Origin of the sequence: Collimonas sp., from assembly GCF_044339385.1 — a bacterium.
Lineage (GTDB): Bacteria > Pseudomonadota > Gammaproteobacteria > Burkholderiales > Burkholderiaceae_D > Collimonas.
In genome coordinates this window covers 1-16,938 of sequence record NZ_JBIIVN010000041.1, presented here as the reverse complement: position 1 = coordinate 16,938, position 16,938 = coordinate 1, and the positions used below count along the sequence as shown (strand labels likewise).

9 protein-coding genes and 2 pseudogenes are annotated in these 16,938 nt (G+C 54.9%); 6 read left to right on the top strand and 5 right to left on the bottom strand.

The features are described 5' to 3' along the window. Positions 1–89: 89 nt before the first annotated feature. Both ACIQ0R_RS04910 and ACIQ0R_RS04905 read left to right on the top strand, forming a co-directional pair. A pseudogene (locus tag ACIQ0R_RS04910) lies at positions 90–614 on the top strand (cytosine permease); the annotation flags it as partial. A gap of 103 nt (positions 615–717) precedes the next feature. After that, on the top strand, positions 718–1,452 hold the full coding sequence (locus ACIQ0R_RS04905) for an aspartate/glutamate racemase family protein (RefSeq protein WP_395824358.1): 735 nt from the start codon (positions 718–720) through the stop codon (positions 1,450–1,452). Between the two features lie 208 nt (positions 1,453–1,660). Here ACIQ0R_RS04905 and ACIQ0R_RS04900 read toward each other — a convergent pair whose 3' ends face one another. Continuing rightward, positions 1,661–3,781: a carboxy terminal-processing peptidase gene (locus ACIQ0R_RS04900; RefSeq protein ID WP_395824355.1), complete on the bottom strand. Its 2,121-nt coding sequence runs from the start codon at positions 3,779–3,781 to the stop codon at positions 1,661–1,663. Between the two features lie 670 nt (positions 3,782–4,451). On the opposite strand from ACIQ0R_RS04900, the gene ACIQ0R_RS04895 reads away from it, so the two are divergent. The 4 genes and pseudogenes from ACIQ0R_RS04895 (at position 4,452) to ahpF (ending at position 11,063) form a co-directional block, all read left to right on the top strand. After that, positions 4,452–6,137 carry a VRR-NUC domain-containing protein gene (locus ACIQ0R_RS04895; protein ID WP_395824352.1) on the top strand — a complete coding sequence of 562 codons (1,686 nt, stop codon included), beginning with the start codon at positions 4,452–4,454 and terminating at the stop codon, positions 6,135–6,137. Beyond that, positions 6,134–8,410 (top strand): annotated as a pseudogene (locus ACIQ0R_RS04890) (ATP-dependent DNA helicase). Before ACIQ0R_RS04895 ends, ACIQ0R_RS04890 begins: the two are co-directional and overlap by 4 nt. A gap of 424 nt (positions 8,411–8,834) precedes the next feature. Further along, entirely contained in the window at positions 8,835–9,398 is a 564-nt protein-coding gene (gene ahpC / locus ACIQ0R_RS04885) for an alkyl hydroperoxide reductase subunit C (RefSeq protein WP_395824349.1), read from the top strand. A gap of 69 nt (positions 9,399–9,467) precedes the next feature. Beyond that, positions 9,468–11,063, top strand: coding sequence for an alkyl hydroperoxide reductase subunit F (gene ahpF / locus ACIQ0R_RS04880; RefSeq protein ID WP_395824346.1), 1,596 nt, complete (start codon positions 9,468–9,470; stop codon positions 11,061–11,063). A gap of 507 nt (positions 11,064–11,570) precedes the next feature. On the opposite strand, the gene ACIQ0R_RS04875 is transcribed toward ahpF, so the two are convergent. The 4 genes from ACIQ0R_RS04875 to ACIQ0R_RS04860 form a co-directional block, all read right to left on the bottom strand. Beyond that, positions 11,571–12,524 (bottom strand): putative Ig domain-containing protein, encoded by a 954-nt coding sequence (locus ACIQ0R_RS04875; protein WP_395824343.1) that lies wholly within the window; start codon positions 12,522–12,524, stop codon positions 11,571–11,573. Positions 12,525–12,653: 129 nt separating this feature from the next. Continuing rightward, a complete protein-coding gene (locus ACIQ0R_RS04870; protein ID WP_395824340.1) occupies positions 12,654–14,345 on the bottom strand; it encodes a ShlB/FhaC/HecB family hemolysin secretion/activation protein in 1,692 nt (563 codons plus the stop codon). A 161-nt stretch (positions 14,346–14,506) separates the two neighbouring features. Further along, entirely contained in the window at positions 14,507–15,199 is a 693-nt protein-coding gene (locus ACIQ0R_RS04865; RefSeq protein ID WP_395824337.1) for a hypothetical protein, read from the bottom strand. A 204-nt stretch (positions 15,200–15,403) separates the two neighbouring features. Beyond that, a partial coding sequence (locus tag ACIQ0R_RS04860; RefSeq protein WP_395824334.1) for a YDG domain-containing protein occupies positions 15,404–16,938 on the bottom strand: 1,535 nt, incomplete at its 5' end.

Here is a 16,938-nt window from a genome sequence, read left to right as displayed (position 1 = left end):
TTGCACGGCTAGCTCCTTGAACTCCGCCGTGTACATCTGTTTTGGTATCTTCTTCATTGCTGGTCTTTCCAAAGGATCGTTGATTTTACGTTACCTATGGAAGACTAAATTTCGGGGGAAGCTCAGTAGGCATCAACATCGTCGCCAATTTCGTCTCGCCGGCTTTCGATTTTTCCAATGTCGAGCCGAAAAAGATCAGCTGGCGCACGGGCGGCATGATCGCAGCGGTCGGCTCGATCTTCATTACGCCGTGGAACCTGTTCAACAATCCACAGGTAATCCACTACACACTGGATATTCTGGGCTCTTTCATCGGGCCGCTGTTCGGCATCCTGATCGCCGATTTCTACCTGGTCAAAAAACAGCGAATCATGGTTGATGACCTGTACACGATGGATCGCAACGGCGCTTACTGGTACGACAACGGTTACAACCGCAAAGCCATCATGGCGCTCATCCCGGCCGCCATCATTCCGGTGTGCTGCGTGCTGCTGCCGGGCCTGGAAAGCTTCTCCAACTTTACCTGGTTCATCAGCATGGGGTGTGGGTTGGCGATTTACTGGGCCATCAGCCGCAAGCAAAGCGCACCCGTTGGCGCCAACGCGGCCGGTTGATTCGGAGCGATTCTGATGCGGCCGCCACAGTGGCCGGATTGACAGTTTTTGCGGCGCGCCAGCGAGCCGGTGGTGCGTCCCTTTTTATGGTTAGCGTCCTATTTTGAAAATCAAGATCATCAATCCCAACACCACCTGGAGCATGACCGAGAAGATCGGCCTGTGCGCACGCCAGGTTGCCGCACCCGGTACCGAGATCGTCGCCGTCAGTCCCGCCATGGGGCCGGCATCGATCGAGAGTCATTGTGATGAAGCACTCAGCGTACCCGGCATCCTCGACGAAATCCGCCTTGGCGAAGCCGACGGCGTCGACGGCTACGTGATCGCCTGCTTCGGCGATCCAGGCCTGTATGCCGCGCGCGAAGCCGCGCGCGGTCCGGTCATCGGCATCGCTGAGGCCGCCATGCATGCGGCCAGCATGATCGGCAGCGGTTTCAGCGTGGTGACCACGCTCGAGCGTACCTGCGGGATTGCCTGGCACCTGGCCGAAGCATACGGCATGCGGCGCTTCTGCCGCCAGGTACGCGCTTGCGAATTAAATGTGCTCGACCTCGAACGGCCGGGATCGGATGCCTATCGCATCATCGTCCAGGAGTGCCGGCGTGCCATGCACGAAGACAAGGTCGACAGCATCGTCCTCGGTTGCGCCGGCATGGCCGATCTGTGCCATGCCATCGGCCGTGAGCTCGGTATCAACGTCATCGACGGCGTCAGCGTTGCGGTAAAGATGGCGGAGAGCCTGGTGCAGCTGGGGCTGGTGACTGGCAAGCACGGCGACCTGGCCTATCCTTTGCCAAAATCTTACAGCGGCATGCTGGCAAGCTTCTCCCGGCATTGAACCGGGAACTCACCGCCGCTGGCATCGTCCGGCAAGATTATTGCGGTTTCTTGCGTGCTGAGCAAACAATCTGCCCCAACCGGTGTTCCACGCGCGGCGATTGCACTTTCCAGCGGTGCCGATACAGCGCCACCAACACCACAGGCATCAAAGGATTCAAATCGCCAGGCATGACCGAGAGCCGCTTGGCGCCCGGTCATGCAGAGCGTCATTTTCTTTGCTGTGAGGCGAACTTGGGATTGCCCTTGATCAGATCCGATGCATCGCCCAAAATTCGCACTGCTTCGTTCAGTAATACGTCCTTGGCGTTTTTCTGCGCTTTTTCCGCGGCCAGATCGGCACTCAAGCTACGCTCGTTGGCTTGCAGCCCATCATCCAACGACGGCTCCTTGTCCTTATCCGCATCCTTGCCGTCGGCCTTTTCACGGGCTTTCAGACGCGCTTCCTGCACCGCCAATTCGCTGCGACGCTCGGCTTCATTGAGTGAAATCGTGCGTTTCTTGCGCAGCGCTTTTAATTCCTCGGCATCTTCCACCAGGCGTTGAAAATCCTTATCTTTCTCGACCCGGGCGTCGTGCCGCACTTGCAATTGCGGCAGCAGATCCTTGACATCGCCCAGCGGTACATAATCGGCAGGCTTGATCTGCGACCACGGCAGCGCGTTATCGTAACTAGACTCACCGAAACTGTCCGGATCGGAGAAGCCCGGCAGGCTGATATCCGGCGTCACGCCGCGCAGCTGGGTAGTGCCGCCGTTGATGCGGAAAAACTGGGCGATTGTCATCTTGAGTTCGCCAAACTTCGGCTTGTCGTTGCGCGTCAGTTCATCCAGGTTGACCATGCTCTGCACGGTGCCTTTGCCAAAACTGCCTTCACCGATGATCACGCCACGGCCGTAATCCTGGATCGCGGCCGCAAAAATCTCGGAAGCCGAGGCCGAGCCGCGATTGATCAGCACCGCCATCGGGCCGCTCCACAGCGGCGCCGGCAAATCATCGCTGCCGACATTGATTTCACCACGCGCATTGCGCTGCTGAACGATCGGGCCTTTACCGACAAACAGCCCGGTCAGATTGATCGCTTCATTCAGCGAACCGCCGCCGTTGTTGCGCAAATCGACCAACACACTGTCGACCTTGTCGTTCTTCAGTTCGCTCAACAGCGCGGCAACATCGCGACTCGCGCTGCGGTAGTTCTTTTCGCCCTTGCGGCGGCCGTCGAAATCTTCATAGAACGCCGGCAGCGTAATCACGCCGACCTTGCGCGTGGTATCGCCGCTCTTGACCGAGATGATGGTTTTCTTGGCAGCCTGCTGTTCCAGACTGATCTTGTTACGCACCAGAGTAACGATGCGATGCTTGCCATCCGGCCCGGCATCGGCCGGCAACACGTCGAGCCGCACAATCGAATCCTTGGCGCCACGAATCAGTTTCACTACTTCGTCAATGCGCGAACCGACCGCCTCAACCATTGGACCCTGCATGCCCTGGGCAACCCCAACGATGCGGTCGCCGACCGCCAGTTTCCCGGATAACAGCGCCGGGCCGCCCGACACCAGTTCGCGGATCGTGGTGTATTCATCGCGCTCCTGCAACACCGCGCCGATGCCCACCAGCGAGAGCTTCATCGAGATATCGAAATCGGCGGCAGCGGTGGTTCCCAGATAGTCGGTATGCGGCTCGATGGAGCTCGCATAGGCGTTCATGAAAATCTGGAATACGTCATCGCTCTTATACTTGTAGACCCGCGCCAGCGAATTGTCGTAGCGTTTGGTAAGCGTATCGCGTATCGCCTGATCGTTCTTGCCGGCCAGCTTGAGCCGCAGCCAGTCGTTCTTGACCCGCTTGCGCCACAGTTCGCGACTTTCTGCTTCGGTTTGCGGCCAAGGCTCCTTGTCGCGCACAAAGGCAAAATCTTCTTTCTTGCTGAAATCAAAACCCTGCTTGAGCAGCTCGCGGGCGTAAGTCAGGCGCTCAACTACGCGTTGCTCGTAGAGATTGAATATGGCAAACGGGATGCTCAGATCTTCACGGTAGATGCCGTCATCGAGCTTGCTGTGCTCAGCGCTGAACTGATCGATATCAGATTGCACGAAAAAGAATTTTTCTGGGTCGAGCGATTTGATATAGCGGCCAATGATCTTGCCAGCCAACACATCGTCGAGCGGCACCGGCTTGTAGTGGAAGCGTGTCAGAAATTGTGCGCTCAGATGCGCAGCCTGCGCCTGCTGCTGCAACGGCGTCAGAACTGGCGGCGGCACCGCTTCCAGCGCCGGGGCGCTGGCAGAGATTACCAACAAAATACATAGCAGACTATTTTTAAGGCGCATATTAGCTTCTATCCGATGTTCGATGTTCGATGTTCGATGTTCGATGTTCGATGTTCGATGTTCGATGTTCGATGTTCGATGTTCGATGTTCGATGTTCGATGTTCGATGTTCGATGTTCGATGTTCGATGTTCGATGTTGATTCAATAATCGGTTAATTCTACTTGGCTTTCACAAATACATGCGATGCGTCGAATGTATTTGTTTGTATCGCAAAGCCCGGCCCTGATACGAGCGATCACAGATGCGGGTACGCGCCAGCATGAAGGATGCTTAAGAAACATAATTGCAAAGCAATAATTCTCGACATGTTCGATACCGCGCGGCCCCGGCCCGCAGGCAATCATCAGGCTGGAATATTCCCCCAGAGGAAAAATAACTGTCGATTCAAGCACATGTCTGATTTTAACCAGATCTATAGCGCGCAGTTTGTAAGCGCCTTTTAGACTCGTTGTTCGGTGTAACTGTGCTCTGAATAGACCTCCGATTCTGCCTAATGATCAATGCCGTGTTGCGATAACGGCGCATCGGCGACTGCTCATATATACTGCGCATAACTGTACATTCATACAGTTATAAAATCATCAAGATCATCGAGAAATGGCCAAATTCGAAATAGCCAAATTCGCCGCGGCGCACCTTATCCGCGCTGCATCGACTGCACCCGCACCATGATCAAAACGCTGGAAAACCGTTTTTATTATCTCGACAACTTCCGCGCCGTGGTGGAATTGATACGTGCGCGCTATCGCCATTTGCTGAGCGCTGACGAGCAGCGTTTCGTCGATGGTTTCGGTGACTTGCCGCAGGCGTCACAGGCATTGCTGGTACGGATGGTGATGCGCAAGGGCGAGTTGTTTCGCCTGAGTAAATTGAACTACGATGAAATCGGCTGCACGCGCGAAAAAATGCACGCCGCAATGGCGTTGTGCGATGCCGGTTGGCTGGATGCGGAGCCGATGATCGATATCGAACAACTGTTTGGTCTGTTGACTAAAGCTGAAATCGTCGAGGCTTTTCCGTTGCTGCGGCAAAACAAGGGGGCGCGCAAAAGCCAGCAGTTGGCCATGCTGTTGCAGGCTGCCGACGATATTGCAAATGTCCCAAATATCGCAAGAGCGCGGCCGCTGGCGGCCTGGCACCCGGGAATCGATGATCGTTTGTTGCAGTTGCGTATTGCTCGCTTGTGCGAGCGCATGCTCCTGATGTTCTTCGGTAACCTGCACCAGGACTGGTCGGAATTCGTGCTCTCCGAACTCGGTATCTTCAACTATGAGCGAGTCGATTTGTCGCCGCTGTCGCAAGGTTTCAGCACACGCCGCGAGGTCGATGCGTATCTGCATTTGCATGCCTGCCGCGAACGTTTCCGCAACGGCGAAACAGTGCAGACCGTGGTCGCCGATATCCCTGCCGCGCCGTATCCGAACGACTGGCTGGAACGACGCCGCAGCAAGCTGCTGTTTCAGATTGCGCAGCATTACGAACGCAGCGGCATGCTGGCCGATGCGCTGCGCCTTTATGCCGATTGTCCGTGGCCCGGCGCACGCCTGCGTGCGGTGCGGGTGCTGGAACGTTGTGGCCAGCCGGCAGCGGCGTTTGAACTGGCGCAGCTGGCCGAACAGCAGCCGGAAGGCGAAGCCGAGACGCAGCAACTGCTGCGCATCATGCCGCGCTTACGGCGTCAGCTTGGCTATAAAAAAATTGCCGCGACCAGCGCGCCGCAGATTGACCAGCATGTACTGCTCCCGCCTCGTCCGGAGCAGGCGCTGCCGGTCGAGGCGCTGCTTGAGGCGCATCTGTCGCGCGCCGATGCGCCGGCTGTCTATGTTGAAAACGCTTTGCTCAATTCGTTGTTCAGCTTGCTGTTCTGGGACGCCATATTCGCGCCATTACCGGGTGCATTCCTCCATCCCTTCCAGAGCGGCCCGGCAGATTTATATAGCCCGGATTTCCGCCAGCGCCGCGCTCACCATTTCGATTCCGGTTTCGCCCAGCTCGATTGCGGCGAGTATCAGCAAACCATCCTGCGCAATTTTGTCGCCAAGGCCAATATCCAGTCGCCCTTCGTGTTCTGGGGCGCTATCGACCATACGTTGCTGAGCATGGCGCTGACGTGCCTGCCGCCGCCGCATCTACGCAAATGCTTTGAACGAATCTTGCAGGATATCCGCAACAATCGTTGCGGCCTGCCCGATCTGATCCAGTTCTGGCCGGCAGAAAAGCGCTACCGCATGATCGAGGTCAAGGGCCCGGGTGACCGCCTGCAGGACAACCAGATCCGTTGGCTGCATTACTTTGCCGAACAGCAGATGCCGGTCACTGTGTGTTACGTGCAATGGGCGCAGGAGGCGGCATGAAGGAGGCGCGATATGTGCTGGCGGTGCGGGCCTTGTGCGATTTCACCACCAGGCAGGGCGATCTCGATTTGCGTTTTACGCCAGGACCGAGTGCGCAGGAAGGGATCGCCGGGCATATCGAAGTGGCGACCCGGCGTGGCAGCGGTTACGAAGCTGAGATCAGCCTCAGCGGATCGTTTGGCGCGCTGCTGGTGCGCGGCCGCGCCGATGGCTACGATCCGATATTGAACCGCCCGGAGGAAATCAAGACCTTCCGCGGCGATCTTGGCGGCATGCCGGACAACCATCGCCATCTGCATTGGGCACAGCTAAGGATTTACGGCCATTTGTTGTGTCAGAGCCGTCATTTGTCGGCACTGCAACTGGCACTGGTGTATTACGACATCGGCAAACAAAAGGAAACCATGCTGACCGAGTTTGCCACCGCAGCGTCATTGCAACAGTTCTTCGAGCAGCAGCAATGCGGGCGCTTCCTGGCGTGGGCCGAACAAGAAATGGCACATCGGCTGCGGCGCGACGCGCAACTGGCCGGATTACGTTTTCCGCACGCCGATTTTCGGCCCGGACAGCGGGCCTTGGCGGCGGCAGTCTACCAAGGCGCCAGCAGTGGCCGATGCCTGCTGGCGCAAGCGCCGACCGGCATCGGCAAGACCATCGGCACCTTGTTCCCGCTGCTCAAGGCCAGTCCGCCGCAGCGCCTGGACAAACTGTTCTTTTTGTCCGCCAAGACCTCGGGGCGGGCGCTGGCGCTGGATGCGCTGGCGACGATCCGGCGAAGTGCGCCGGAATTGCCATTGCGCGTGCTGGAACTGGTGGCGCGCGATAAGGCTTGCGAACATCCGGACCGGGCTTGCCACGGCGAATCCTGCCCGCTGGCGCGGGGCTTTTACGATCGCTTGCCGCAGGCGCGGGCGGCTGCCGTTGCGGCTGCCGGCGGTGTGATGGATCGTGAAGGTTTGCGCACGGTAGCCGCAGCGCATCAGGTTTGCCCGTATTACCTGAGCCAGGAAATGGCGCAGTGGGCAGACCTGATCGTCGGCGATTACAACTATTATTTCGATCTGACCGCCATGCTGCACAGCATGAGCATGGCCAATCAGTGGCGCGTCGGCGTGCTGGTCGACGAGGCGCACAACATAATTGATCGGGCCCGCAAGATGTACTCGGCCGAGATCGCGCAAAACCAGTTGAAGGCGCTGCGGAAAACCGCACCGGCATCACTCAGGCGCACGCTGGAGCGCGTCAATCGACAATGGAACGCCGTGTACAAGGAACAGCCGCAGGAGTACCAGCGTTATGCCGGCTTGCCCGACGCCTTACTCGGCGCGTTGCAACAGGCAGTAGCAGATATTACCGACTACATGGTCGAACATCCGGCTGCGCTCGACAGTCAGTTGCAGAATTTCTATTTCGACGCCTTGCACTTCACGCGCATGGCCTAGCTGTTCGATCACCGTTCACTGTTCGACGTTACCCGCCAACGCGGCTACGGCGCCACGCTGTGCATCCGTAATGTCGTGCCGGGGCCGTTCCTGGCGCCGCGCTTTGCCGCCGCACACTCGGTCGTGCTGTTTTCGGCGACGCTGAGCCCCTGGCATTTCTATAGCGACACGCTAGGCATGCCGGCCAATACCGCCTGGGTCGACGTGCCGTCACCTTTCGCTGCCAAGCAGTTGTCGGTGCGGCTCGTGACCGATGTCTCTACGCGCTTCCAGCAGCGCGACAAATCGCTCTCCCCCATCGTCGACCTGATCGCGCAGCAGTATCGGCAGCAGGCCGGTAATTACCTGACTTTTTTCAGCAGCTACGATTATCTGCAAAAGGTCGCCAGTCTGTTCGCTGAACGCTATCCGCACATCCCCTTATGGCCCCAGGCACGGCGCATGGACGAGCGCGAGCGGGAGGCATTTCTGGCGCGTTTCACTGAAAATTCGCAGGGCGTCGGTTTCGCCGTGCTCGGCGGCGCTTTTGCCGAAGGCATCGATTTACCGGGCGCGCGCCTGATCGGCGCCTTCATCGCTACGCTGGGGCTGCCGCAGATTAATCCGGTCAATGAACAGATCATGCGGCGCATGGAGCAGACCTTCGGCAATGGCTACGATTGCACCTATCTGTTCCCCGGCATGCAAAAAGTAGTACAGGCCGCCGGTCGCGTGATCCGCACCCGCGAGGATCGCGGCGTGGTGGTGTTGATCGACGACCGCTTTGCCCGGCGCGAAGTACAGCAGCTGTTACCACAATGCTGGCGCATCGATGCGGGAAGCGGCCCATGACATGACGTTTTCGTTGATGTGATGAAATGACCGGCTGCCGAGACTACACAGCGTTTCTTGAAACGAGAGCGCTCGATATTGCCTGGATTTCGGCAACTCAACGCTCGCGGCGAAGCGCGCTACAATCACACGGCACAAGATTGGCCCGACCGGACAGACCCGGTCTTGCATTTCATGCATGACGGCGACTCTGACTGCGCCAAGCCACGCTACATAAATCGAGGACGGTGCGCTGCAGCGTCCCCGAGATTAGATGGATTTGGCCTGGCACTAACCTACAGCACCCGCAGAATCATCGCGCCGGGCTGTTGGCACCGCCGATAGTTAAAATGTATCGAAAATATTTTAACTATCAATTTTGAATATTTTGGTACTTCCTTTACACTGTCTTCTCATTGATTCACAACCCCACCAGGAAAACACAATGTCTCTCATCAACACACAAATCAAACCGTTCAAGGCAACTGCATATCACAATGGCAAGTTCATTGACGTGAGCGACGAGTCCCTGAAGGGCAAATGGTCAGTTGTGGTGTTTTACCCAGCCGACTTTACTTTCGTTTGCCCAACTGAATTGGAAGACCTGGCCGACAACTACGCTGAATTCCAAAAGCTGGGCGTTGAAGTCTACGGCGTGTCGACTGACACCCACTTCGCCCACAAGGCATGGCACGACACATCGGACGCGATCAAGAAAGTCCAATACCCACTGATCGGCGACCCAACTACAGTTCTCTCGCGCAACTTCGAAGTGCTGATCGAAGAAGAAGGTCTGGCACTGCGCGGTACTTTCGTCATCAATCCAGAAGGCCGGATCAAGGTTCTGGAAGTGCATGACAACGGCATCGGCCGTGACGCTTCGGAACTGCTGCGCAAGGTCAAGGCAGCGCAATACGTCGCATCGCACCCAGGCGAAGTTTGCCCTGCGAAGTGGACTGAAGGCGCATCCACATTGACCCCATCGCTGGACCTGGTCGGCAAGATCTAAGCGCCGCGCCCGAGCCGGCCCGGACTGTCCGGGCCGGCGTTGAAAATATTCACAAAAGAAAGGCTTATCATGTTGGATGCAAATCTCAAAACCCAGTTGAAAACCTATTTGGAAAAGGTCGTGCATCCGATTGAGATCGTTGCGTCTCTCGATGATAGCGACAAGTCACGCGAACTGCAGGCCATGCTCCAGGAAATCGTCCTGTTGAGCGAGCGCATTACGCTGGTCGAACGGTCTGACGACGCCGAGCGCAAGCCGTCGTTCAGCATCAACCGCCCCGGTACCGATATCAGCGTCCGTTTCGCCGGTATCCCGATGGGCCACGAATTCACCTCACTAGTATTGGCGCTGCTGCAAGTCGGCGGCCACCCGATCAAACTGGATGAGGCGGTAATCGAACAGATCCGCAACCTGGATGGCGATTATCGTTTTGAAACATATATTTCCTTGTCATGCCAGAGCTGCCCTGAGGTCGTCCAGGCGCTCAACGTGATGTCCATCATCAACCCGCGCATCCGCACCGTGATGATCGACGGCGCGCTGTTCCAGAGCGAAGTCGAGAGCCGCCAGGTGATGGCAGTGCCATCGATTTTCTTGAACGGCGAAGCGTTCGGCCAAGGCCGTTCCGGGATTGAGGAAATTCTCGCCAAGCTCGACGGCGGCGCCGGCGCACGCCAGGCTGCGCAACTCAATGCCAAGGAGGTGTTCGATGTGCTGATCGTCGGCGGCGGCCCAGCCGGCGCGGCGGCAGCGATCTACGCCGCACGCAAAGGCATCCGCACCGGCGTCGTTGCCGAGCGCTTCGGCGGCCAGGTGCTCGACACCATGGCGATCGAAAATTTTGTCTCGATCAAGGAAACCGACGGCCCGCATTTTGCCGTCGCCCTGGAGCAGCACGTCAAGGCCTACGACGTTGATATCATGAACCTGCAACGCGCAGCCAGCCTGACGCCGGGCCAACTGATCGAGATCAAGACCGCCAGCGGCGCAGTCTTGAAGAGTAAGTCAGTGATCTTGGCAACCGGCGCCCGCTGGCGCGAGATCAATGTTCCTGGCGAACAGGAATATCGCAACCGTGGCGTAGCGTATTGCCCGCATTGCGACGGCCCATTGTTCAAAGGCAAGCGGGTTGCGGTCGTCGGCGGCGGCAATTCCGGCGTTGAGGCTGCGATTGACCTGGCCGGGCTGGTCTCGCACGTCACGCTGATCGAGTTCGGCGCGGAGTTGCGTGCCGATGCAGTACTGCAACGCAAGTTGCATAGCTTGCGTAATGTTACCGTCATCACATCGGCGCAAACTACAGAGATCCACGGAGATGGCCAAAAGGTCAACGGCTTGAGCTACACCGACCGCGTCTCCGGCACCAGCAACAAGGTTGAACTGGAAGGTGTATTCGTCCAGATCGGCCTGGTGCCGAACACCGAGTGGCTCAAGGGGACGTTAGCGTTGTCGCGCCACGGCGAAATCGAGATCGACGCCAAAGGACAAACTTCAATTCCCGGCGTATTTGCAGCGGGCGACGTCACTACCGTGCCGTTCAAGCAGATCGTGATCGCGGTCGGTGAGGGCGCGAAGGCCTCTCTGAGCGCATTCGATTACCTGATCCGCACTTCGTTTGACGACGAAAGCGAGACCGCAGAAGAGAAGATCGCCGTAGCAGCCTGATCGCTGCGCGGTAGAGCAAAAGCCCCTTTGGCAACAGAAATGCCGTTCAGTCTTCACTGAACGGCATTTTTTTCTGCAATTATCCAATGAGTGACGTGCGGAACATCTGTGCTGGGCTGATTGTTGCGCTATTACGGCGGCCATGAACAACCTCGCTTCCCAATAATTGTCTCAAGCCGTGACAGCCGCCATACGCCACATCGGCCTAAGCATGACCAGAAACGTTGCGCAAAAAAGCCGCAGCTTTCGCAGGCTCAGGCCGGATTTGGGCATATCAGATTTGGGACGATGGATTTGTTCGGGGGCGATTAATTAATTTAGAAAATAATGCATATTCAACGGACTGACCACCACGAAGAAAATCGTTCGGAACACGCCATATACCACTGGCGTCGTTTCCTTAAATAAACCAAAACAAAACGTCAGCGCCGAGATTAAATAGCATCTCGGCGCCAACGAATCACAATGTAAAAACCAACTCTCCTCAACACATGACACGAAAAATATTTATGCGCCAGCCTTTACAGGGATCAGCTCCACCTGCAGTTGTGGGTTCACTTTGAAAATAAAGGGACGTTCAATGCCTCCGCCGCCTTGATCGACGGCCTTGATCACACACTTCTTCTCTGACACGACACCTGGTATTCTTCCCTCCAGTGTCCCGTTAATTTCATTAAATTGCATACCTTCTGGCAGTACAGCCGGTGTTTTACCGTCACTCTCATACAAATTCGCGCGAATAGCACCACTGCCTCCGGTAACTTTGACTATTTGCATAGGCGCGTCCAAACGTCCGCCGGCGGTAAGTTCTACATTCCTCACCTCCATCGCTAACGGTGGATTGATTCTCCAAACCATAGGCACCATCACGCGCCCCCCTCCCTGATCGCTGATGAGCGCCTGCATGGGGTCCAGAGCGGCGCTGGTGGCTGGGACCTTTCCACTAATACTGCCGTCAGGAGAAAATTCCATGCCACTCGGCGCTTTAATTGGCTCTCCTTGAGGATTGACAAAAACAATCTGGGTATTTCCAGTACCTCCGCTAATACGGAACGGATATATCGGCTGCGCAATATTCCCGCCAGAGGTCAAGCTCGCCGTGTCGACTTTTGCGTCTAACGGAGGATTAATGACCATCGCCACGGGCACACTTGCAACACCGCCACCTTGATCTCGTACCCGCACCTGAAAGGCATATTTACTCGGTTTGTCACTGGCAGCCTCGAACGTCCCGCTGAGCGAGCAATCTTGATCAAATGTTATGCCGTTTGGAAGTTTTGCCACAGTCTGGCCGTCTGCGGCTAGCAACTCGCACGTGCGAGTGCCCGTTCCGCCGCGGGCATTGATTAACTTCACTTTATCAATACGCGCACCGCTCGTATAAGTAATGGTGTGAGACATAGCCGGCTGCGGCGCCGCTGCAACCACCGTTTCGTTTTCGGCGGCGTTGACCAGCGACATTGGCACTAGCACCAACAATGTTGTTATTACGCTCGAACGTATTCTCATATCAATTTTTCTCCGTTTATTTTTACTTCATGCACCATGCAGATCCATGAACCTGTGCGCGATGAACATGACAAAAAGGCTTTAGAAAGTAGATTTCAGGTTCACCCATAATCTCCATTTTTGATCTACATTGACACTACTCGTTGTCACTGGACGGGCCACCATGACATTCAGTGCCACCTTCTGATAGCTGACGTCGGCCTGGAGGCCAATGGCGTTCAAATGAAAAGTATTCGACTCTGTTTCCGCGAACTCATCCTCCCATGGTGTATGACTGGTCTTGCCCAATGCGTAGTCAAAAAATCCTCCGATACGTGTCGGCCATTGCGTCGCTTGTAATCTGTAAAAGAAATCGACATTGGCCTGCGCACCTTGATCACCACTGACATTGTTATCGTATGCTCTGACACCGGAAGGTCCGCCAAAATACATTTTCTCCAGCGAATCGAGATTCTTGTTGGAGAGTTGCCCTCTCGTCCTGACTGAGAAATACAGTTGTTGACCCAGCGGCTGAATAAAATCGGTGCCCAAATTAACTTTCTGGAAGGAGCCTGCGGTTCTTGCGGTGAAAACGTCCTGCAATGGCGCTCGAATACCATTTAGATCAAGATTGCCAATCGTCCAGTCGGAAAAAAAACTGAGTTGTTTGTTAAACAAATTGCCGCCGTTGATACGGACATGAAGATTTTGAACCGTCTTGTTCGTGGTATCTATCCCGACTACTTCATCTTTCGTCCGTTTGTATTCATAACCAAGACCACCAACCAACTGAGCACCGCTCCAGAAGAAATACGGATAGTTCAAATCCACCCCAGCCAGGGTGGCGTTGCCGCGCTGCCGGATATCGTCAATCGTGGCGGAATAACGCAATATGCTGGTCCAAATTGAAGCGCGTAGCGGCAATACACCAGGCAGTGGAAAATCGTAACGGCCGCTGATATTTTGCAAACCTCTCGATACGACGGTCTGCAGACCGAGATTGTCGCCTGAGGAAAATAATGGCGCCGAATAAGAAGCGCCAACTCGCCCCAGGCCGAAACCTTTCGTGCCATAGTTGTCAGCCATCACAGCCCATTTATTGAACGGGACAATGTGGCGCGGCTCTATCGTGATGTTCAGGTCGACACCCTCTTCGGTGACTTCTAGAAATTTGGTGGTTATCGTTTCATTTCCACGGTAATCAACCACCGAGAGAAACTCTTTGAATTTCTTGAGATCAATTGGCTCACCTTCTTTCACATACTCTCTTAACAAGCGATTGAGAGCCGCAACATCTTGGTCTCGCAAACCAGGATTCTTTACCGTAATGCTACGAACCAGCAGTTCCGATATATCGACCAGGGCGCTTTGATCGCCCTTCATCACCAAGTCAACCCTGATCATTTGCCCGCGCTGTATATAGTGATGAAAAATTTCTTGACTGATGCGCTCCCAATCTATGCTGGTTATATTTAACGGAAAATATTGCGAAACAAAACGATAGCCTTCAACATCGCCCTCAAATGTGGACTCAAAGCCAGACAGCCGAATCGTCGAATATTGTTTCGCTAATCCCGTGATTGCCGCTTTAGGATTACCAACTTCAATATCTCGTGCGCTGGCATCCCTTTTCTGGTTGGGTGCGGGCGGTCCCGGCAGGGAATTAATCAGTAAACCACTGTTAGTCTGTGCGGATACCACACCGGAAAAAAGCAGAGCTGCGCCGGCAAGCAGAAAATGGATACGGGAAGGCATTTGACTGGTTGTAGCGAAAGGTTTAGCGAAAGGTTTCATATGTCTCTCTATCGTCAATATTGATAAAAATTCTCTCTTTAATATTCATTTGAACGGTAAAAAATAGCGCGACAACAGAAGTATATTTTCCTCAATCTAATTCAATCAATAAAATATGGGCAATATTTTTACCGATCTGCTCGGCACGTCAAATAGGAATATCAGAAACCTTGAACGTTAATTTTTCTCACATCCGGATTTTTGCTATCGAGTTGATAAAACAATTGTATCGAGCGCATTTTGTCGAAATCTGCGCTAAATTTTCCTGGGCTATTTTTGTCGGCCAGTATTTGCACAGGCTCGCCGGAGAACACCACCGCAGTGTTACGGACGTTCACTCCGCGAAAAAATACAAATGGCAGCGAAGCGCCTAATTTGACTTCACCGATGGCGCGATCCGTTACAACCTGGTCAGCCAGCCAATTTTTCTCAGAAAGGTGTTTCACTAACTCTGCAGTAGACATCGTTAGTACAGCCCTTTTGTCCGCGGCCAATTGCTCCGGCAACTTCCAGTCAACCTTGACCTGGGTCAGGCAGGCACAGCTATAACCAAACATATAGCGGACTGTAGCGGGCATATCCAATGGCCGGAAACTCGGCACGCTCACTTCCAAAAAGCGCATTCCAGAATAAGTGTCTACATCGCTTCGGATGTCTCCCTCTTTTATTTTGAAATCTACGCCAATGGCCTGCTTCACAACAGCCTCCTTAGAACCAAAAGAGGCACTAAGGAATTGTTTAATTTCGCCACTCCCTTTTGTATCGATTTCTTTCACATTTTGGGCAATGGCGAACGTGAGCTGAAACGATAAAAAAAATACTGCCGCACATTGGCATACTTTCATGTACTTCATTGACGATCCTCTTCTGAAGAATTTATAAAAAATATTTTCTGTCCTGCGCCTGATTTCTCTGCGAAGCAGTATTGCTGTAACTTTATGTCACGCTATGTCGCGCAATCTCCCTTTTGATTTTTAGTGATATGCAGATGTATCTGAGGAAGCATTGATTTATTTTCTTTTCCAAGATTTACCCCTCTATCAATCAGAAACTGATTTTTAAGATTTTTCCCAAAATACGAATGAATCTGCGCTTTCATGAAAGCTCTTTGACTTGATATCTCTCGGATCGAAGTTCAACAGCCAATTACCCTGCCCCATTTTCTGCAAGATATCTTCGCTGACACTACGGGTAGAGATGCCGTCCGGCAACACCGATGCGCTCACAAGATCTTGCCCAAAATTAGGCGTCCCTGGATACGGTTTGATGGTGCCAGGAGCGCTCAACAGAGCCGCCACGTAATCGCCGTCGTTGTTACCGTCGTTGATCTGATAATCCCCGGCAGCGCTCAAGGTGCTGCGGTTTTTACCGCGCGGCGGCGGCGAGTTGTAGACCTGATGCAGGTTAAGGTTAGTAATGGTGTCACCGCCTACCAGTCCCTTAACCGTGACGACACCGTCACAATCGCGCGTGCCATCGAATAACTTGGTAGTCGATACCGCGCTAAGCAGCAGTGCTGCGGGGCTGATCGTCGCACTATTGACCGAGGCATCGATCCCTACTATCTGGTAATTACCCGCTTCAGAACCGCTCAAAACCGCCGCCGCCGGGTTTGAGATCACCTGTTTATTCACGCCGGCATTCTTGTCCGCAAAATTGCCGACCACGTTCTGAATCGGGATCGATACTGATCCGATGTCACTGGCGTACACCCCCGATAAAGCAGGCGTGCCGATAAAGGTCGCATTGGTGGTGCCGTCATAGACCCGATCTTGCGGCCGTACGCCGGAAATCCGTAATGGCGCAGGCGTGATGTTGCCGGTGGTGCCGGTGGCGATGTAATCGATGTAGTAATTAAAGGCGCGCGATCCCGATAAACCGCCATTGCTGACAATGACATTCTTGTTGTTGCCCACATTCTTGTCGCTCAAGTTACCCACCACGCTGCCACTTAAACTGACATTGCCGCTGTCCGACGCCAGCACCCCCGTCAGCGCACCGCCGGAGATTTGCGCCAGGGTGGTGGTGTCATAGACTTTATTTTGTGCAATCAGGCCGGCAATCGTCAGCGGCGCCGGCGTGATGGTGAAATTGGCCGGGCTGTAGTTGAGCACATAATTGGCGGCGCTCAAACTGCCTTGGTTAATCCCGTAGGTACCGACATCCTCACTACTCAAACGCGCCAGACCACCGGTCAACGCCGTGGCAGCATTGTCAGTCAGCGTCACCCCGTGCAAATTGCCGTTGGGGTCATAACTTTGCACGGTACGATTGACGAATACCGATGGATTGCCGATCTGGTAGCTCAGCGCCGGGTCAGCCTGACCGTATATCTTGGTTTGCGCATCGGCTTGCGCCTGCAGGGCTAATGCGGGATTGGAGGATTTGTTAATCGTCAAGTCCGCCGCCGTGTAATTGATGGTGTAGTTGGATTCCGACAGCGACCCCAGCCCAATCGCATACGTCCCCACGTCTTCGCCATCGGGCCGTCCTAAGTGACCCGTGAAGGTGGCGGTGCCGCCGCCGCCCGGTACCGCCGTCAAGCTCAGGGTGCCGCTTGGGTCGTAACTGTTGACCTGGGCTTGGGTCGGAT